Annotated in this window: 10 protein-coding genes; 9 read left to right on the plus strand and 1 reads right to left on the minus strand. The window is 51.3% G+C overall.

The annotated features are described in order from the left end of the window. The 3 genes from MKJ04_RS04690 to MKJ04_RS04700 form a co-directional block, all read left to right on the plus strand. Positions 1 to 2,484 (plus strand): LamG-like jellyroll fold domain-containing protein (locus tag MKJ04_RS04690; protein ID WP_241639787.1); only part of this gene is annotated, 2,484 nt, incomplete at its 5' end. A 1,151-nt stretch (positions 2,485 to 3,635) separates the two neighbouring features. Beyond that, the gene (locus tag MKJ04_RS04695) at positions 3,636 to 4,397 is read left to right on the plus strand and encodes an NrtR DNA-binding winged helix domain-containing protein (protein ID WP_241639788.1); all 762 of its coding nucleotides are present in this window, start codon (positions 3,636 to 3,638) and stop codon (positions 4,395 to 4,397) included. A 600-nt stretch (positions 4,398 to 4,997) separates the two neighbouring features. After that, positions 4,998 to 8,750, plus strand: coding sequence for a phytase (locus tag MKJ04_RS04700; protein WP_262918053.1), 3,753 nt, complete (start codon positions 4,998 to 5,000; stop codon positions 8,748 to 8,750). 169 nt (positions 8,751 to 8,919) lie between these two features. On the opposite strand, the gene MKJ04_RS04705 is transcribed toward MKJ04_RS04700, so the two are convergent. Then, the gene (locus tag MKJ04_RS04705) at positions 8,920 to 9,447 is read right to left on the minus strand and encodes a serine acetyltransferase (protein ID WP_241639791.1); all 528 of its coding nucleotides are present in this window, start codon (positions 9,445 to 9,447) and stop codon (positions 8,920 to 8,922) included. 277 nt (positions 9,448 to 9,724) lie between these two features. On the opposite strand from MKJ04_RS04705, the gene MKJ04_RS04710 reads away from it, so the two are divergent. The 6 genes from MKJ04_RS04710 to pgl all read left to right on the plus strand — a co-directional run bounded on the left by MKJ04_RS04710 (position 9,725) and on the right by pgl (position 20,758). Then, the gene (locus MKJ04_RS04710) at positions 9,725 to 13,285 is read left to right on the plus strand and encodes a PAS domain S-box protein (RefSeq protein WP_241639793.1); all 3,561 of its coding nucleotides are present in this window, start codon (positions 9,725 to 9,727) and stop codon (positions 13,283 to 13,285) included. A 449-nt stretch (positions 13,286 to 13,734) separates the two neighbouring features. Continuing rightward, complete coding sequence (locus MKJ04_RS04715; protein ID WP_241639795.1) at positions 13,735 to 14,688, plus strand: NAD(P)-dependent alcohol dehydrogenase; 954 nt, start codon at positions 13,735 to 13,737, stop codon at positions 14,686 to 14,688. An 81-nt stretch (positions 14,689 to 14,769) separates the two neighbouring features. Next, entirely contained in the window at positions 14,770 to 16,257 is a 1,488-nt protein-coding gene (locus MKJ04_RS04720) for an adenylate/guanylate cyclase domain-containing protein (RefSeq protein WP_241639797.1), read from the plus strand. A gap of 753 nt (positions 16,258 to 17,010) precedes the next feature. Continuing rightward, the gene (gene gndA / locus MKJ04_RS04725; protein WP_241639798.1) at positions 17,011 to 18,429 is read left to right on the plus strand and encodes an NADP-dependent phosphogluconate dehydrogenase; all 1,419 of its coding nucleotides are present in this window, start codon (positions 17,011 to 17,013) and stop codon (positions 18,427 to 18,429) included. Positions 18,430 to 18,501: 72 nt separating this feature from the next. Beyond that, complete coding sequence (gene zwf, locus MKJ04_RS04730; RefSeq protein ID WP_241639799.1) at positions 18,502 to 20,016, plus strand: glucose-6-phosphate dehydrogenase; 1,515 nt, start codon at positions 18,502 to 18,504, stop codon at positions 20,014 to 20,016. Between the two features lie 10 nt (positions 20,017 to 20,026). After that, positions 20,027 to 20,758 (plus strand): 6-phosphogluconolactonase, encoded by a 732-nt coding sequence (gene pgl, locus MKJ04_RS04735; protein ID WP_241639800.1) that lies wholly within the window; start codon positions 20,027 to 20,029, stop codon positions 20,756 to 20,758. Positions 20,759 to 20,946: the final 188 nt, after the last annotated feature.

Here is a 20,946-nt window from a genome sequence, read left to right on the forward strand (position 1 = left end):
GTCAGCGCCATCACGGGCACGGGGAAGCTGCGCCTCGACCTGAGGGCCACCGGCACAGGCATCGCCGACACCGCCGCCAACGCGGTAGCGGGCGGTTTTATAGCCGGTCAGCTTTATACTGTAGGTCTACCACCTGCAACATCAGGCTTTGCCACGATCACCCGACTTGACCCTATTCCAATTTCAAGTAGCACCGGTGAAAAACCACAATCCAAAGTATGGAAGTATGCCGGAAAGCACTGGGCGGTTTTGCCAAACGCATCAGGTACGTACCTTTGGCGCTTAGACGGGACTGCCTGGACCAGCGTATTGCGCCTTTCGTCCAGAACAACGTCTAAAGCTGATTGCAAAGTTGTAGGAAACCTCGCCCATATCCTGCTTTTTCAGGGACGCGCCTCGCAAATGGTTTCTGTCGAGTATGATGCAACGGCACAGACGTTTAAGCTCTGGTCGAAACGAACCTCAACTGTTGGGCTGAGTTTTGAATCCGGCGTGGAAGTAGCCACAATCGATATGGATGGGACAGGCCGTATGTGGCTGGTCTCCGATGGGAACAGCACGGTTCACGTCAGGTGGAGCGATTCCCCTTATAATACCTGGAGTACACCGTATACCGTGGCCACCGGCATTTCCAGCGACGACATTAGTGCGATCATTGCCTTACCCGGGAAAATTGGTGTGCTATGGTCGAATCAAAACACAAAACGTTTCGGTTTCAAGACCCACACTGATGGAGATCCCCCTACCACGTGGTCGAACGACGAAGTCCCTGCCTCCCTATCGGCTTTGGAAACCGGACATGGTATGGCGGACGACCATATGAACATGGCAGTTGCTACAAATGGAACACTGTATTGCGCCGTCAAAACAAGCTATGACACCTCCGAATACCCTGAACTAGTGCTCTTGCTCCGCCGTCCTACAGGCGTATGGGAAAACATATATGAAATAGCCCCGCTCGGCACCCGGCCTGTGGTTATTCTTAATGAGACGGAGCAAAAATTGAGGGTAGTGTATACCGCGGCAGACGGAGGAGGAGACATAAATTATAAAGAGTCAGCGTTGGCTCCAGTCGCTTTCGGGGTGGCAAAGCCACTTCTTGTCGGAGGCGCCTATAACAACGCCACAAGCACGAAAGAAAACTTTCTGTCGGACATTGTTATCATGGCCTCCAGTTCGACCGAAGCGGTGAGCGTGCTGGCAAGTGTACAGGATACGCCCCCCACACCTGTGCCAACCAACAAACCGGGTGAGCCTGTGTTAGTGATGCCAGCCAACCTCAATGTCAAACAGCCTCTTTCGCTGACGCTTGGTTGGAGGATGTCAGCCAACACAGCTTCTTACCAGGCCCAGGTTTCGACTCTTTCAGACTTCGCGACTACCGTTTTTAACCGGAGTGGCATTACTGACACTATAGCCCTTCTCGACGGGTTGGCGGGCAATAAAAAGTATTTCTGGAGGGTAAGGGCGATGAACAGCACCGACACGAGCACCTGGTCACCGGTATGGAGCTTTACCACAATCCCTTCAAATAGCCTGGTAGGACACTGGAAAATGGACGAGGGAAGCGGCAGCACCCTGCTGGACGCCTCTGGGTTTGAAAACAACGCTGTTACTATTTCAGGCCCCACCTGGGTACCTGGCAAAGAAGGCTTAGCGCTATGGCTTAATGGATCCAGCCAGTATGCTTCTGTATCAGACCATGAGACACTGGATATCACAGACTCCCTGACGCTGGCCGTATGGGTGAAACCCGATAGAAAAGGCACCCAGTATATCCTCAAAAAAGCAGAAAACAATGTTGCGGATGGGTATGAACTGTCCTTCTCGAGCAGCGGCGTATTCTTCTTCAGAATCAACGAATCCACCTCAAACAACACGTATAGGCTGAACTCAAAAACACCATACCCAACCAACGGTGCCACCTGGCTGCACATTGCAGCCACTTTCGACGGCACGACCATAAAACTCTATGCGAACGGGGTGTTAGACAATTCGATGACCTTGAGTTCGTCGATAAAAATCAAGGCCAACGATATGCCGCTCTATCTCGGATCTCAGGGTAGCGGTTCTTATAAATTTGAAGGGGGCCTGGACGATGCGCGCGTCTACAAAACTGCGCTGACCGCTGCCGAAATAAACGAGTTAGCCACGGGTAGCCTGTCTGCTGCTGCATCAAGCAAGTTGACGTCTGGCCGTGTTGCCGCCCCCACCATTGGGACCACGCATGAGCTTACTGTCTATCCAAACCCCTTTACCTCGAAAGCAATCGTAAATTATATGGTACCTGAAGACGGGTACCATACGATCAAACTCTATGATAGCAAAGGCCGACTTGTGAGAATATTACATGAGGGTAGTATAAGAGGCGGCCAACAAGCCGCGGTAGAAGTGGACGGATCAACGCTTGCAAAAGGCCTCTATATCCTGCGCCTGGAAGCAGCACATGGCAGCAAAACGCTGAAGTTAGTGTTGGAGAAATGATATTTATGCTCAATCAGTTACGGCATTGCAGCAGTAAAAGGAACCGCTGCAATGCCCTCATCGAGTATATAAAGCAGAGTGGTCCAGGATGATTTTTACTTTGCTAAACACTCGTATCGACTAGTAGCGTGGGGATTTACACCTAATTCAGATACAAAATTATAGTCCCATGTTTATCATAATCAGATAGATTTTGCGCAGTTGAAAGTATTTGTAGAGTAGCAGTATAAAATGGCCCACCGTATGCCTCTACCGAGCAGGCCCATACCCACAGCCTAACATAGTCGGTGAAATTTTGAAGTTAATTCTACGGTAAATTCGCGTGCAAACTTTCGAAATTGGAAGGGGTTTGCTTTGTGGGGCTTCACCCCTATAAAGATTAATTCCGCAGAGTGGATTTTCACGGCGTAAATGAAAGGTTATGCCTGCCAGTTGAGCGTGGTGTTTCTCTAATCTTACATCATAAAGCAGCATTACGGTAACCCCTCAATTGCTTGTCAATTTCTACCGATACACCCTTACAGCAACGTTTTTGACATTAGCCCATACCTCAGTCTGCACCGCACATTTATACCTCTCAAGAGGACCACTATCATCAGGAAGGGAATTTCACCTGTTTATGAGCGAGCGTTATGCGTGCTGATTAATTGTTGTAAAAAGGCATAAATCTGCATGGTTTAAATCAGCGATAACACGACCATAGACAGCTTACCAATCACGCTTGATCTCCTGTGCTTTTGCGGTATTGCACTTAGCAAAAATTTTTCCGTGTACTCAGGCGCATGCTCCATACGACCAAAAACAAGCGTATAGCGCATGTTTAAAACTTGCTTTCGCGCCATGCTTCGGCACGGAAGTGGGTATGGACTGGCACGCAGGTGCGTAAAGTTTATCAGTCCACCTTATACATTTGGGTCTACGATCCCAGAGAGCATGCTACTCTATCAAAAACAGTGTCCGCTTGGTTTCAATTTCATTCTATCTGTAAGGCACTGCACCTACTACTATACCAATTTATTTATCAGAATTAGCGTTTGTTTTTATATGAATAGAAACGGTTTTTAGGCCTCATTTCTAATTCTTAATTACTAATTTTTAATTTGCCGAAGCACCTACATTGTTGCTTATTCATTCATTAAGCCTTTTCAGTTATGCCTAATAACCATAAAACCGTAGAGCAACCTGGTGAGCAACTTCCACCGTATCTACCAAACATCACGCTGGACTGTGTTATACTTGGCTACCACGATGGGCGGCTCCAAGTGCTGCTACTCCACTGGGAAAACACTGAGGAATGGAGCCTGCCCCGCGGGCAGATTCGCAAAGATGAATCCCTTGATGATGCGGCCCGCAACATTGTGGTCCAACGAACGGCACTACAACAGCTATTTCTACACCAGTTTCATGTATTCGGAGATGTGGAGCAAAAGGGGCAAGGGGAAACAAAGGAAAAACTAAAACACATCGTTGCGCCTATCCAGTGGGCTGAACGTAGTATCTCCGTTGGGTACTATGCATTGATTGACTATGAAAAAGCTAAACCAAAACCAGATATTTATACTGATTTATGCAAATGGTGGGACGTAAAAAACCTTCCTAAAATGCTGTTTAACCACAACCAGGTGATTGAAGTTAGCCTAAGTGCGCTCCTCCTTCATGTTAGTTCGCTTCCAATTGGTAACTTCCTGTTGCCAGAGCAATTCACGCTACCCGAGTTCCAACGACTTTACGAAACGATTCTGGACAAGACATTAGACCCGCGAAATTTTCAAAGAAAGGTTTTGACACTCGGCATTGTGGACAGGTTAGATGTACGTAGAAGAGGAGGCGCCCATAAGGCGCCCTATCTTTATCGGTTCAACAAAGACAGATATGAAACCGTGCTGCTCGAAAAGGGCCTTTTGTTCAGCTAAACGCTATACCCTGATGTAAGTATGAGGCACAGTCAGTGTACGCTCTTGCTTTACCGGTTTCAGGAGCTTCGCGGAACCAGAATTCCTCGCTGCTTATTTCTTGAGTATCCCAAAGGAAGGTTTCAAAAGGTATCTTTAAACACCTGTTCACAATTCGCTTTAGTATGCGAAAATGAGCTTTGTCAAAGCCTTAAATCACTCTTTTGTAGCCCAATGGGGAAATTTAAACATTGGGTAAATCTAAGTATGTGCTGACACCGAAAAGCAACTGCAACACCCAATTTTTGAGGTTGCCAGCCTAACTTGAACTTAGAAGTGAATGTCACTCTTTGCCAGTCAATTTTTATTCATTTGCAAGTTGCTACACTGCAAATCAAGTCTTAACATAGGACAACTTCTATCAATTCACACCCCCTTTTGCTAGATTTTTTTAAATTAAATACAAAAATACTACAATTATAATCGAGATATAATTTATCGCTGATCTAAAAGAAATCAACCCAAGAAACCCCTACAAACCCATATAACGCTTATAAACAACCACTTAACACATGCATACAATTCATTTTTTATATTTGCCATGCCTTAAACTTTAGTATTATGAGTATTTTTTCAGGAAACTCCCAATATTTCATTTTTGCTTTAGTGCTATTCTGCGTTGAAATCGTGTACCCAGAGCGTTGTATTGCTCAGAGCGTGATTAGCCCGCGCTTTGTGACTGAGCGGGTGCCCCATGATTCGGATGATATTGCGATATGGCTAAACAAAGCGGATCCGGCTGGAAGCTTGATTATAGGAACCGACAAAGACGCTGACGGTGCGCTTTATGTATTTGACATGATGGGCAATATCATAAAAAGCAAGTCTGTAGAGAACCTGCGGAGGCCTACCAATGTGGATATCGCGTATGGAGTTGCGTTAGGTGGCCGTAAAATTGACATTGCCGTCACAACTGAGCGGCTCACGGGTAAATTAAGAGTATTCTCTGTTCCGGATATGCAAGCTGTGGACGGTGGGGGCATCCCTGTATTTCAGGGCGAGGCAAACACAGAGTTTCAGGAGCCAATGGGAATTGCCCTTTACAAAAGGCCTTCCGATGGAAACGTGTACGCCATTGTCAGCAGAAAGAATGGGCCTACCGACCAAACCTATCTCTGGCAATACCTTTTAAAGGATGACGGACAAGGGAACATGGAAGGAATTTTAGTGCGAAAGTTCGGCAAGTTCAGTGGGGAAAAGGAAATCGAGGCTGTAGCCGTAGACAACGAGCTTGGGTATGTCTATTATTCCGATGAAAAAGTCGGTGTAAGGAAATATTACGCTGATCCAGCGAAAGGCAACGAGGAGCTCGCTCTCTTTGCCACATCCGGCTTTGCCCAGGATCAGGAAGGCATCGCGATTTACAAAACTGAGGACAACGGAGGCTATATTCTCGTGTCGGACCAAAGTGCGGACGAGATTCACGTCTACCCGCGCGAAGGAAGCACTTCGAATCCGCATCAACATAGCCTGCTGGCCGTGGTAGAACTGAAAGCGCATTTGATAGATGGAATTGAGGTCTTGAATTACCCCATAGCCCCCGAATTTCCGAAAGGACTGTTTGTGGCTATGTCTGAGGGAAGGACATACCATCTATACCGCTGGGAAGATATCGCCGGCAAAACCCTCAAGGTGCTGCCGCCCGACAACACAACTACCCCCGCTAACTCAGACCACATACCACCCACAGTACTTTCCATAAACCGGCAATTGCCTGCCGAAGATTCTACCTCCGCCACACAGGTCACCTACCGGGTTACCTTCTCGGAGCCTGTGACAGGCGCAGATCAAACAGACTTCAGCGTAAATGTTGAGTCAGGTACACTGGCAGCCAGCGTGAAAGCCATCGCTGCAGCAGATACAACCAGCAGTGTTTATGACGTGACGGTAAGCGAGGTCTCCGGCTCCGGAACACTGCGGCTCGATCTCAATGCCTCAGGCACTGGCATTGTTGACAAGGCACAAAACGAAGTTTCGGAGGGCTATACCGCGGGGCAGGTTTATCAGGTTCTGCAGCCCCAGACCGGCCCCGCAGAACTCATCGCCTTCAACGCCACATGGAGATATCTGGACAACGGATCGGACCAGGGCACGGCCTGGCGCACGGCTTCGTTCGACGATTCGGCCTGGGAAACAGGAAACGGCAAGTTTGGTTACGGCATCCCTGACGCTGCCACACCAGTGAGCTTTGGGGATGACGCTGACAGGAAGCACATCACCACTTACTTCAGGAAGAAAATCACTATCGCGAACGCAGCCGCCATCTCTTCGTTCCCGGCGCTGGTGAACCGCGACGATGGCGTGGTGGTGTATGTGAACGGGGCCGAGGTATACCGCAACAATATGCCAGAAGGCACTGTCTCCTACAATACTCTGGCAGCCGGAAGTTCTGATGGAGACGATGGCGCCACCCCGATCGCTTTCTCCATACCCCCAGAGGCATTTTTAAACGGAGAAAACACAATAGCCGTTGAGATTCATCAGTACAAGCAGTCTAGTTCTGACATTGCATTTGACCTTGAGCTGGCGGGCAACTCAGAAACAGCCAATGTGGAACTCGTGCGTGGCCCCTACCTGCAGATGGGCAGTCAGTCAGCCATAACGATCCGATGGCGGACAAGCGAACCCTCCGATTCGAGAGTTGAGGCAGGAACACAGTTCGGCACGTACACGCTTGCGGCATCCGACGCGCGCGTATCGACAGAACATGAAGTGCGCCTGGAAGGTCTGGCACCAGACACCAGATATTTTTACAGGGTTGGGAGTTCTGCAGGCATGGCGCAAAACAGCGCCTCCAACTACTTCCGCACGGCGCCTACAGCCACAACCACCCGAAAGATGCGCTTTGCCGTGTTCGGGGATAGCGGCATCAACAAAAACAACGTCCGGACAAACACCCTTACCGCATACCTTGACCATGTGGGCGACGACCCTGCCGAGGTAATGCTTATATTGGGCGACAACGCCTATGATAAAGGCACTGACCGAGAGTTTCAGCAAAACTTTTTCGGGCCGTTTGATGGTTTGTTGCTCCAAAACCACGTCCTCTTCCCTACGCCCGGAAATCATGATTATTACGCTACCACTCAGGCTTCACGCATGGGGGCATACTATCAGAACTTCACCATGCCAAAGGCAGCTGAGTGCGGCGGAGAGGCTTCGGGCACAGAGGCATTCTATTCTTTCGACTGGGGTAATATACATTTTCTCAGTCTCGACTCTTATGGAGTAGAGACGGATGACACGCGCCTGTATGATACCCTTGGCGCCCAGGTGAATTGGGTAAAGAAAGACTTGGCCGGCAATACAAAACCTTGGGTCATCGCTTTCTGGCACCACCCTCCCTATACCATGGGTAGCCATAACGCTGACAAGGAAGACGAACTGATCCAGATTCGCCAAAACTTTATCCGTATCCTGGAACGCGCTGGCGTAGACCTTGTTCTCTCAGGCCACAGTCATACATATGAGCGCTCATACCTTTTAAATGACTTTTATGGCAGCGAGAAGACATTTGACAGAGCGTCGCACACTATCAGCCAATCCAGCGCCAGGTATGACAATTCTGCAAACTCCTGCCCCTATTTTACGAGAGCCGGTCAGAAAAACAAAGGCACGGTATACGTCGTTTCGGGTTCTTCAGGACAGTCCACCTCTGTTCAAGCCGATTACCCACACGATGCCCTGCCCTTTTCCAGAAATGAAGGGGGTATGTTTCTTCTGGAAGTAGAAGACAACCGCCTCGATGGCAAGTTTATACAGGCTGACGGAAGTGTTACAGATCAGTTCACGGTGATGCAGGACGTAAACAAGACAAGGACCATCGCGGTACAGCCGGGAGGCACTGCCCAGCTTACTGCTTCCTGGGTGGGGAACTACCAATGGTCTACCGGTGAAACTACCCGCTCAATCACCGTAATGCCATATGCCGACATCAGCTATATGGTTTCGGACGACTGCAAATGCCTGTCAGACCTTTTCCGGCTGACGACAGGGACTCTGACAGCGACGACGGCAGGCGATACTGCACTGGCAAAAACGTATACTTTACCAGTAGACTATCCGAGCATATACCCCAACCCGTTTTCAGCCAAAGCTACCGTCCGTTTCGCCTCGACGACTTCTGGTGAATGCTCCGTTGTCTTGTTCAACAGCAAAGGGCAGCTGATAAAAACCTTGTTTGAGGGTATGACGCTGGCCGGCGAAACAAAGGCTATAGAAGTGGATGGGGCGCAGTTACCCACTGGTCTGTATTTTGTAAGAGTCCAGACAGCAGGCAGTGTTCGATCCGTCAAACTGTTGCTGACCAGATAATGTAAAGCTGTGAGCTCCTGACGAACTCTGTTTTCTGGCTGACGGTATACATCGAAGTAGCTGCAGCGTGCTACTCCGTTTGCAGATACGAATCCCCGCCCCAAGACATACGATGTGAAGTATATCTTGGGGCGGGGTTCGTATGTAGGGGTATGCTGCAAACCAGGGCTTACGGGATCATTTGTATCCGCTGCCCCACAGGTTCAAGCGTTCGGATTACCCGAGCGGGGTTACCGACGGCCACGGAGTTGTCCGGGATGTCCTTCACGACCACGGAGCCGGCCCCGATCCGGACGTTGTTGCCAATCCGCACCTCCCCAATGATGCAGACATTGGAGCCGAGTTCCACGTTGTCCCCGATAATGGGGGAGCCGGTATAGGAGCCGTCGTCGCGGCGGATGTTGCCCAGCGTTGTGGAATGACGGAAAAAGCAGTTTTTGCCGATCACCGTGCACCCGTTTACAACCAAGGCATGGCCATGGCCCAGGTAAAACCCCGCTCCCACCGTTGTCCAGTGCGGCAACTCTATACCCATAAACCACTCTACCAACAGTTTGTAAAAAGCCAGATAAGGCAACCAGACCAAGCGGAGAAGCTTGCTTTTGGAGGCGGGATGGGCCAGCCTGAACAGCACCATCACCAGCCTGCCCTTGAGGTTTCCTGCGTTTGTGCTCCAATCCTGAAAAATGTATGACATGCTATATAGAATTTAAAGATTAACTTTACGAAAGCATGCAGCCTATGTTGGCCTGCCCCTGCAATAAACGCGACATCCGCTCTACACTGTAACGTCCACTTACAACTAAATGTAAACAAACGGCAGTGTACAGCAATTGGCCAGTAGCATTTTAGAAGGCATATGCTTAAAAATAATTGCCCGGTGCATAACTATTATTCACGGATGCCATATATACCTATCTTTACAGAAAGAAAAAGGCAATGCCGATGAGCAGAGGCACGCGATTGAAACACCCATGACAAAAGTATCTAAGCAGAATTTCCCGAAGCGCAGTAACACACCACTTGATTTTCTGAATGGGGATAGAGCCGCAGCGGCACGTATCGATGCTTTTAACTGGTCTGCAACACCTTTAGGGAATCCTGAGGCATGGCCACAGAGCTTGCGCACTACCCTGAGTATCGTGCGGCTTGCCAGGCAACCGATGCTCTTGCTTTGGGGCCCGGATCGGATATGTCTCTATAACGATGCCTACCTGCTCCACCTTAACCCCCACCTGCCGGACCCTCTGGGCAAGCCCGCCCGGGAGGTATGGCCCGACAAGTGGCACGAGGTGGAAGCGCACGTGCAACAAGCGCTCCAAACCGGGGCTGCTTCTGCAAAGGCATGCCCTCTGCTTCCGCTAGCTGAAACTGCTCAGGAAAAAGCTGGCTCCTGGGCGTGCAGCTTTAGTGCCGTAGCGGATGAGTCGGGGTTGCTGGCAAGCGTGCTTGTCACTTTCTCCGAAAACAACCTCACGGAAGTCTATTCCGAAAGACTGAAAGAGAGCGAGCACCACTGGGCTAGCCTCGTTCATGCGTCTTCCATACCTACCTGCATCCTGCTGGGCAAAGACCACGTGGTGCAGGTCGTAAACAAGGCCGCGCTCCGCATTTGGGGCGACAGCCGGAATGCAGCCGGACGCTCCATAGCGGAAGCCTTCCCGGAGTTCGCACAGCAGCACCTGCTAACGATACTGGACGAGGTGTACACCACCGGCATACCTTACGAGTCGGTGGAAGACGCGGTGCAGTTACTGCACGAAGGCGAGCTGACCACAGTATACATGAACTTTTCCTTCAAGCCGCTCCGCAACACTGTCGGTAAGATTTACGCGTTGTTCTGTACCGGCCTCGAGGTGACCGAGATGGTTATGGCCCGGCGTAGGCTACAGGACAGCGAGCAAACCATTCGCAACGTGTTCAGCAAGGCCCCAGTCGCGATCGCTATCTTTAAAGGGGCCGATTTCGTGATTGAGTTTGCCAATGACAAGGTGCTAGAGTACTGGGACCGAAGCCTGGACCAGGTGCAGGGCAAGCCCCTGTTTGAGGCCCTGCCGGAGGTATCGGAACAAGGTTTTGAAGAGCTGCTGACCAATGTGCTGACCACCGGTGAGCGTTATGTCGCTCACGAGCGAACGGCAGATATGGTCCGGAATGGAGTCTTGGGCAACACATACATCAACTTTGTGTATGAGCCCTACCATGAGTTGGACGGCAGCATCTCAGGCATTTTAGTCGTTGCCAACGAAGTGACAGATCAGGTGATAAGCCGGAAGGCGATTGAGGAAAGCGAGCAAAAGCTGCGCAGCATCTTTCAGCAGACACCCGACACCATGGCCCTCCTTCAGGGACCGGAATTTGCGCTGGAATTTGTAAACGAGGGTATGCTCCGGCAGTGGGGCAAAACCAGAGAACAGGTTATCGGGGAAAAAGTGTTCGACGTAGTGCCGGAGGTAAAGGGATGGGGATTCGAGGAAATACTGCAGCAGGTATATGCCACCGGCGAAACGTATTCGGATACAGGCCAGCCTACCCCGATAGAGCGACACGGAAAGCTGGAAACGATATACCTTGATTTCACCTATAGCCCCCTCCGAAACACAGAAGGCGAGGTCTATGGCATCCTGGCCACATCCAAAGACGTGACTAACACCATCCTGACGAAGCTGCGCCTGGAAGAAAGCGAGCACCGCTTCCGGACCATGGTGCAGCAGGCGCCTGTGGCCATTGGCCTGATGCGGAGCCGCGAGCTTGTGCTGGAAGTGGCCAACTCCCTGCTGCTCCAGCTCACCGGAAAAGCAGAAGACGCTTTGGGGAAATCTATCCTGGAAATACTGCCGGAGGTGAAGGGCCAACCCATTTTGGATATCCTTTATAACGTGTTTGATACAGGTACCCCATTTGTGGGAACCGAAGTGCCTGTGATGCTCCCTGTAAATGATGAACTCCGGCTGGGCTACTATAACACCAGTTATACCCCCATTTTGGAGGAAGGCGTCGTAACGGGCGTATTGCAAGTGGCGACAGACGTTACCGAGCAGGTGCTTGCCCGAAAGAAGCTGGAGGAAAATGAGGAAGAGCTCATCCGCTTCAAGTTTATGGCGGACCTGGCCCGTGATCCCTTCATCCTGATGCGCGAGGACGGGACTTTCGCCTACCTCAACAAACGGGCCCTCGACGCCTGGGGCTATACCGCCGAGGAGGCAAAAAGCATCCGGGTGCCAGACGTAGACCCTATTCACAATGACACGTTGTTCTCCCAGGTTTTCCGCAAGGCCCAGGCCGAGACAATACCACAGTACGAGACGCTGCACCAGAAGAAGGATGGCACCATTTTCCCGGTGGAAGTGAACATGGGTGGGCTGACTATCGCAGGCGCCCCATTTATGCTGGCGGTTGCCCGCGACATAACCGAGCGCAAGAAGCTGGAGGGTGCCCTCAAAGAAAGCGAGGAGCGCTTCCGGATTATGGCAGATGCGACCCCGAACATTGTGTGGGCCGTTAATCCCGACGGTTCCCTCAAGTACATGAATAAGTACGCGGTGGAGTTTTTGGGCATCAACTTGGAGCAATGTCTGGTAGACGGTTGGTTCCTCTACTTACACCCCGAAGACGTAGCCGAAACCTCACAGCTTATTGCGGAGGCTATCGAAAAAAGCGCGCCTTACAGTCAGGAAGTCCGCCTACTTCACAAAGACGGCGCTTACAACTGGTTTCTCTCGAAAGGGGCACCTAGTTATTTCTCTGATGGCACGCTCTATGGGTATATCGGCTCTGCCGTTGACATCACAGAGCTGAAAGAGGCGAAAGTGGCCCTGGAGGTGAAAAATACCCAACTCGTGCGCATCAACAACGACCTGGACAACTTCATCTATACCGCTTCCCACGACCTGAAAGCCCCTATCGCCAACATCGAAGGGTTTTTGCAGCTGCTAATGACCGAGCTTTTTGATCCGGAGGTGCAGATGGACGACCTAAAACACATCCTGGAGATGATGCAGGTTTCGGTCGAGCGTTTCAAAAAGACCATTGCTAGCCTCACCGAAGTGGTAAAACTCCAGAAGGCCTACAACGGGGAAACAGTAGCGGTAAACCTGCAGGAAATCATTGAGGATGTGCGCTCTGATCTGGAGCCGCTTATACTGGCCTCTGAGGCGCAACTAAATGTTTCCCTGGAAAACTGCGAGTCCATACAGTTTTCAGAGAAAAACCTGCGCAGCATTGTGTACAACCTGCTCTCCAATGCCCTGAAATACCGCTCCCCGGAGCGTCATCCGGTAATCTCGATTGAGTGCACACAGAACACCGAGTACCATGTGCTGCGCGTGACCGACAACGGGCTGGGCATGAACATGCAGCGGAGCAAGCAGCTTTTCACCATGTTCACCCGCTTCCACGATCATGTGGAGGGCAGCGGAATCGGCCTTTACATGGTCAAAAAAATAGTAGACAACGCCGGGGGTACCATCAAAGTGGACAGCCAGGTAGGTATAGGCACAACTTTCGAGATCTCCTTCCCTGTCCATCCGATGTAGGCACCGCAGGATGGTATGTGTCTTTTCCTAAGAAATTTGACCATAAAAATGATTAACTTAAAGAACAACTTTCTCAGCTGCGTATGCAGGATCATGAGTATACCATGCGTCAAATGGTGAAGGAGATTCACTAGGGCCTGCTCAACATCGGGCAGGCGGCCGTCAAGTTCGAGGTATCCCGTCAAACGGTAAAGCATTGGCTCGATAAGGTGGAGCAGGAGCCACCCAATGCCTAGATGAAGGCCTCAGGAACGGCTGCCCGGCGGCCTTCCTGGTGTAAAAACGCTCCTCCTCCCTCTGCCGACCAGGCAACAGCCCGAATCATGGAGCTGCAGACCCAAGTACATGCACTGGAGCAGGAACTGGAGGCCTCTCATTTAATTCTCCAGCACAGCCGAGTTTGTCATTGAAGAAAGTTCTAATCAGTTGGAAAATTAAAGCCGGTTTTCATGAAAGCAGTTATATACGTCCGCTACGGCCCCCCTGAAGTGCTTACACTCCGCAACGTTGAAAAACCCAGGCCAAGAGATAATGAAGTGCTGGTACGCATTTATGCAACAGCCGTCACATCGGGAGACGTGCATCTGCGAAAAGCAGATCCATTTGCAGTGCGGCTGTTCTTTGGCCTGTTAAAGCCGAGAAAAAACATCTTAGGGTTTGCCCTTGCGGGCAAAGTTGAAGAGACCGGTGCGAAAGTAAAACGCTTTGAGACAGGCGATGCTGTTTTTGGCACTACCGGTATGCGGTTTGGCGCTTATGCCGAGTATGTTTGTTTGCCAGAAAACGCGGTGCTGGCCGGAATTCCCGCCAACCTTAATTTTGAGGAAGCGGCCGCTATTCCGTTTGGCAGCAACACGGCCCTGTATTTCCTTCGAAAAGGAAACATACAAAGCGGCCAGAAGGTGCTGATATACGGAGCCTCGGGCGCTGTGGGCACTGCAGCCGTGCAACTTGCCATCTTCTTCGGCGCAACCGTTACAGGCGTGTGCAGCACCGCCAATGTGCGTATGGTAAAGGAACTGGGCGCCCATAAGGTGATTGACTACACAAAAGAGGATTTTTCAAAAACAGGCGACACCTTCGACATGGTCTTCGACACCGTAGGCAAGAGTGCTTTTGCAGCCTGCATCCGCTCGCTTAACAAAAACGGCGTGCTGGTTTCATGTGACGCTAGCCCTTCGTTTATGGCGAGGGGGTGGTGGGCTTCCCTTACAGGCAGCAAAAAAGTAATCACGGGGGTGATGCATGAAACGCCCGAAGACATGCAGTTTGTGAAAGAGCTTGTGGAAGCAGGGAAACTCAAACCGGTTATTGACCGCAGGTACCCTCTGGAGCAAGTTGCTGAGGCGCACCGGTATGTAGAGCAGGGACATAAAAAGGGTAACGTGGTGGTTACGGTATAATATGGCAATTCTCGACCCATGAGATGAAACCCAAACCGAACCCGGGGAGGCTACAGTTTAAAACCTATAAACCCAACAGCGATGAAAAAGAGGTACTACTGGTCTATGCTGAGTTTGCTTTTGATCATACTGCTGTTTGATGCCATGTACATTCCTGCTCATCAGAACATGGCGTTGTTCTTCATCCTGGGCGCCATTCACCTCTTTCTGTATCTTCCGCTGAATCTCCTCGGCGCTTACCTGTTTTTTAAACCCATAGCAAGCGCTCTTGAGCAAAACAGTTTCACTGAACCAGCCTTCCGGCGAATAAAGCGACTAAACTGGTATTCGGCGTGGTGGGTGTTTTCCTTGGGCATTGCCTATCTGGCGCTTATGATGCTGATGATGTATCTGTTTCCGCCGGATATGGGCGAGATAAAACTGGAAAACATGCCTGCCGCACTCTGGGTTAGCGCAGTGCCATCCATTCTTTATGTCTATGCCGTTTTACCCGCTTTCATCACCTGGTTTATTATCAACGATTTTACACTTGACCTGAAGACAAAGATCTTCTCGCAGTTCAACGTTAATTTCGCCGCAGGAAAAAAAAGGCTGGGCCTCACGTTGCTTACGTCGTTCATCATACTTGGCTTCTTTCCCAGTATCCTGGTCATACTTGAGCTGGTGGTGACTGGTGCCGGCGACGAGTACGCCCGATTCTCCGACATGAAACCGCTGCAAGCCATCATGCCCGAGCGTATTATCATATTCATCGGTATGGTTATCGCTGTCATCTTCATCACCCGGTCATTTACCAAACCTATTTATTCCTTGATGGCTGAAATCAATGCGGTGAAGCATGGCGACTTCTCACAACATGCTCCCGTGCTAACTGATGATGAGATCGGCACCCTTACCAGCGCATTCAACGGCATGGTTAAAGGGTTGAGCGAGCGGGAAATCATCCGAGATACTTTTGGCAAATATTTGTCTAAAGATGTTGCCGACGCTATCCTGGGGAAAAAGATAAACATCGCCGGCGAAGAAAGAACCTGCACGATCATGGTGACGGATATTGCCGATTACACCACCATCTCAGAAGCCTCTGCACCCGCTGATATCGTAAAAATGCTGAATGAGTACTTCACCGTGATGGTAGACATCATTCAGAAACACAGAGGAGTGGTAAACGAGTTTATAGGCGATTCGGTCTTCGCCATGTTCAACGTTCCACTGGATGACCCGGACCATGCGGTGCATGCCATACAGGCCGGGAAAGAGATAGAGCAAATAACCAACTCCATGAAGTTTGGCGACAACCGTTTGCTAAAAACACGCATCGGCATTAACACCGGTGTTGTGGTGGCAGGTAATGTGGGTGCTGCACAACGCCTCAAGTACAGCGTTGTGGGCGACCAGGTAAACATAGCGGCTCGGCTGGAACAATTGAACAAACAATATGGCACCCATTTACTGGTTGGCGAGAATACCTATGAAATAGCAAAAGACCATTTTAATTTCAAGCTGCTCGGGGAAGTTCAGCTGAAAGGAAAGGAAAAGCTGATAAGAGTGTTTAATGTAGCCAATTGAGGTGATGCAAAGATTTAACTCTTTCTCCCCCGGGGAGACGGTCTGCAATACAAAAACAGGATATCATGCTATCCTTCAAACTTTTCGATGTCTTTTAAAAAGTTGAGTACCTTTTTTGAAGTCACACTATCTATGGTTTTACGCACCCATTTGATATGGAGGTTTTTATACGATTATTGATGTATAAGCCAAATCAAAGGAATAATCAATAGCCCACTCATCATTAAATACCTAGATATAGATTCAGGATTCAAATTGGGATAAATATCAATGTCGAAAAATAGGTAGAGCCCCACAATGGCATAGACCCACCATACGGCTATTGAAAACAACATGAGTTTTAAGAAAATAAGCCATGTGCGTTGACTAACTGGAACCCAAAAATACCGGTGCTTTCAGAGGGTGCTTCACGAAATCCGGGAGGAGTTATACCAGTCTCGTGTGGCCCTTGCCTTTTAAGTTAACGCTTATCTTTTTGCCATTCAGGCAGCCATACCCCCTCTTTTTTGATAGTGTATCTGCAGGAATGGGGGCTATAATTTGCTCCGGAAGGTTTATATGCAGGCCCACTCATCCAATCATTTGCGTAATTTGATATAAACGTGGGAAAATATTTTTTACCTTGTAGCTTTGCTTCTGACAAGAAGGCAAAGCACAGAACAGGCTACTACAGAACACCCTCCCCGTGAGGCAGTGCATCTGTCCGACTGTTCCACTTACAAATGCATCTAAACTAATTAGAACTCCTACTTTATGAAAGACTTGCAATATGAATTCGGCATGGTTGGCCTCGGGGTGATGGGCAGAAACCTGATGCTCAACATCGCAGACCACGACTTTTCTGTGATTGGCCTGGACCTGGACCCGGAGAAGGCCGCGGCCGTGGAATCAGAGGCTGGCGAAAGCAAGGCCGTACGCGGCACTACCTCTGCCGAAGAGTTTGTGCGGGCGCTGCGCAAGCCGCGCGCCCTTTTGCTGCTGGTGCCTGCGGGCAAACCGGTTGATGCCGTGATTGCAAGCCTGGTGCCCCTACTCGAGCCCGGCGACATTGTTATTGACGGTGGCAACTCCTATTTCCCCGATACAGACCGCCGCGTGGTGGAGCTGGCAGAGAAAGGAATCCATTTCTTCGGTATGGGCATATCTGGGGGTGAGAAGGGTGCCCGGTTCGGACCAAGCATGATGCCGGGCGGCAACCGTGAGGCATACGAAAGGCTGCGTCCCGTTTTCGAGGCGATTGCGGCCAAGGTAAACGGCGAGCCCTGTGTAACCTACCTGGGCAACGGCTCTGCGGGCAACTACGTGAAAATGGTGCACAACGGCATTGAATACGGGGTGATGCAGCTGATTTCAGAAGCCTACGATTTTATGAAGCGGGGCGCGGGCCTCAGCGACGAGGAGCTGCAGCGCGTGTTTCAGGACTGGAACCAGAGCGAGCTGCAGTCTTTCCTGATCGAGATCACCGGCGCGATTCTCAACCAAAAAGACGAGGTGACCGGGCAGTACCTGGTAAGCGTTATTTCTGACGTGGCGCGCTCCAAGGGCACCGGCAAGTGGACCTCCCAGAACGCCATGGACCTGCAGGTGCCTGTGCCGTCGATAGACATGGCGGTGCTGATGCGCGACATGTCGAAGTATAAAGAAGAGCGTGTGGAGGCAGCCAAAGCATTGCCCAACAACACGCTTCAAGAACCCATCAACGAAAGCCGGCAGGAGCTGGTGGATCAGGTTCGGAACGCGTTTTACTTTGCCATGCTCGCCACTTACGCCCAGGGCCTGGCACAACTGAAAGTAGCCTCCGAAGCCTACGACTATGGCCTGCAGCTGCAGGACGTGGCCAAAATCTGGCGCGGTGGCTGCATCATCCGCGCGGCCTGCCTCACAGACATCCGTGCGGCATATGAGCGCAAGCCCACGCTCCCCAACCTGCTCCTGGACCCGAAAATAGGGGAAGATCTGCTGGAGCGGCAGGGCGACTTGCGCCACGTGCTGAAAATGGCAATCGACAGGGGCATTCCGATGCCCGTTTTCATGGCCTCGCTCACGTACTTCGACGCGTACCGCACCGAAACCCTGCCCACGAACCTGATTCAGGCCCAGCGGGATTATTTCGGGGCGCATACCTACGAGCGCATCGATCAGCCGGGCACCTTCCACACACAGTGGAACTAACAACACGCCTCCAGGATTCGCCCACCTTTATGTGGCCTGGTTTCCTGGAGTTTATACCTAATTGTTCTTCATATGAAATCAATTAATAAAGCGGCACCTACCATTGCCGTTATATTCGGCGGAACCGGCGATTTGGCGAAAAGGAAGCTGGTTCCCGCTTTCTACAATTTGTTTCTGGACGGCTGGCTGCCAGAGCAATTTGCCCTCATCGGGCTTGGGCGCTCCGACACCGACGACCTGAACTACCAGCTAGACCTGCGCGAAGGCCTCGACGAGTTCTCTCGCAGCGGAAAACCGGCGGAGGCTTCCTGGGAAAAATTCCGCTACTCCCTGTCTTACCTTCGCTCCAACATAAACGAGCAGGCCTCTTACCACGACCTGGCCGAAAGGATCGCCGCCATCGAGGATGCCTGGGGCACACGGGCCAACCGCCTGTTTTACCTTTCAGTGGCCCCAAAGTTCATCGAGCCGATTACCGTGAACCTGGGTGCCGTGGGCATCGCCAGCGACACGGAGCGCGACCGCATTGTGGTGGAAAAGCCGTTTGGGAATAACCTGGAGTCGGCAAAGGAGCTCAACGTGCTGCTCACCAGCACATTCCAGGAGTGCCAGATTTACAGGATTGACCATTACTTAGGCAAAGAAACGGTGCAGAACATCCTGGCTTTCCGGTTCGCCAATGCCCTTTTCGAGCCGCTCTGGAACCGTAACTACATTGATTATGTGCAGATCACGGTGGCAGAAGAAGTAGGCGTGGAAGACCGGGGCGGCTATTACGAGGGCTCCGGCGCGTTGCGCGACATGATCCAGAACCACTTGTTGCAGCTGATGTGCATGGTGGCCATGGAACCCCCGGTAACGTTTGAGGCAGAGGAAATCCGTAACCGGAAAGTGGATGTGCTGCACGCCGTGCAGCGGTTCTCGAAGGAAGACGTAGCCAAGTTTGCCGTGCGCGGGCAGTATGGCCCGGGCTGGATGAAGGGAAACCAGGTGCCGGGGTACCGCGAGGAGGAAGGCGTGGACCCGAGGTCCAAAACCGAAACGTACGCGGCCGTCAAGTTCCTGCTCGACAACTGGCGCTGGCAGGGCGTGCCATTTTACCTGCGCACCGGCAAGCGGATGCAGGAGAAAAGCTCGTCCATCACGATTCAGTTCCGGCCGGTGCCGCACCTGACCTTCCCGAGCCAGATGTCGGAGAACATCATGCCCAACCGCCTCATTATCAACCTGCAACCGCAAATGGACATCCGGCTGCGCTTTATGGCCAAGAAAACAGGCCTGGACATGGCGCTGACCCCGGCAGAAATGGTGTTTGACTTCAATGGCCGCTCTACCCAGTCGCAGACGCAATCGCCGGAGGCGTATGAAACGCTTTTGCTGGATGCCATGGAAGGCGACGCGACCCTGTTTATGCGATCTGACCAGGTGGAGGTTGCCTGGGACGTGATCACCCCTATCCTGGAAACCTGGGAGTCGCGGCCGTCTTTAGAGTTCCCGAACTATGCCGCTGGCATGTGGGGCCCTGAGAACGCCGAGGCGTTGATTGCCCGCGAGGGCCATACCTGGTCTGTAACCTTACCTCACTAAAAACAAGCCGATGATACACATATTTGAAGATAAAGACGCCCTCAGCCAGGCAGCCGCCAAATTTTTTGTGCAAAAGGCGCAGGAGGCCGTGGCAGCAAACGGACGCTTCACGGTGGCCCTGACGGGGGGCTCCTCCCCTGTCTTGCTTCACAAGTTGCTTTCAGCCTCTCCTTATAAAGAGCAGGTCCCTTGGGAGAAGACGTTTGTATTCTGGGGAGACGAGCGCTGGGTGCCCCTGACAGATGAGCGCAGCAACGCCAAAATGGCCTTCGACACGCTGCTGGACCACGTTCCTGTACCCAAGGGACAGGTATACCCGATGTGGCAGGACAACACATCCCCCGAGGATTTCGCAAAACAGTACGAACAGGTGCTGCAACAGCATTTCAAAGCGGGGCCGCCTCAGTTCGACTTGATTCTGCTGGGTATGGGCGACGACGGCCATACCGCCTCGCTCTTCCCGGGTACGGAGGTGCTGCACGAGACGACCAAGTGGGTGCAGGCGTATTACCTCGCCCCCCAGTCCATGTTCCGCGTGACGCTGACTGCTCCGCTAATCAACCAGGCTAAAACGATCTGCTTCCTCACTTTCGGCGACAACAAAGCTCCGGCGCTGCATGAGGTGTTGGAGGGTGAGCCAAACCCGGAGAAATACCCCGCCCAGCTTATTCGGCCGCAGCAAGGCGAGGTGTACTGGTTTGTTGATGAAAAAGCAGCCTCCCAACTAAACAGCAAGGAATAGGTCTTTTTTTAAGATATCACTACTTCTTATCCCCTGAAGAAACGCCCGAAACTTTCGGCGAGTCTTCAGGGGATTTTTTGTATCCAGGCCTCTCATGCGGTATACGCCACAGGTTCTTTTGTTCCCCGCAGAAGCTACCGGAGGCATGGCCTACCCCTTTTAGCTGCTTATACTGCATACCTACTTCC

The organism is Pontibacter sp. E15-1 (assembly GCF_022601975.1).
Classification (GTDB): domain Bacteria; phylum Bacteroidota; class Bacteroidia; order Cytophagales; family Hymenobacteraceae; genus Pontibacter.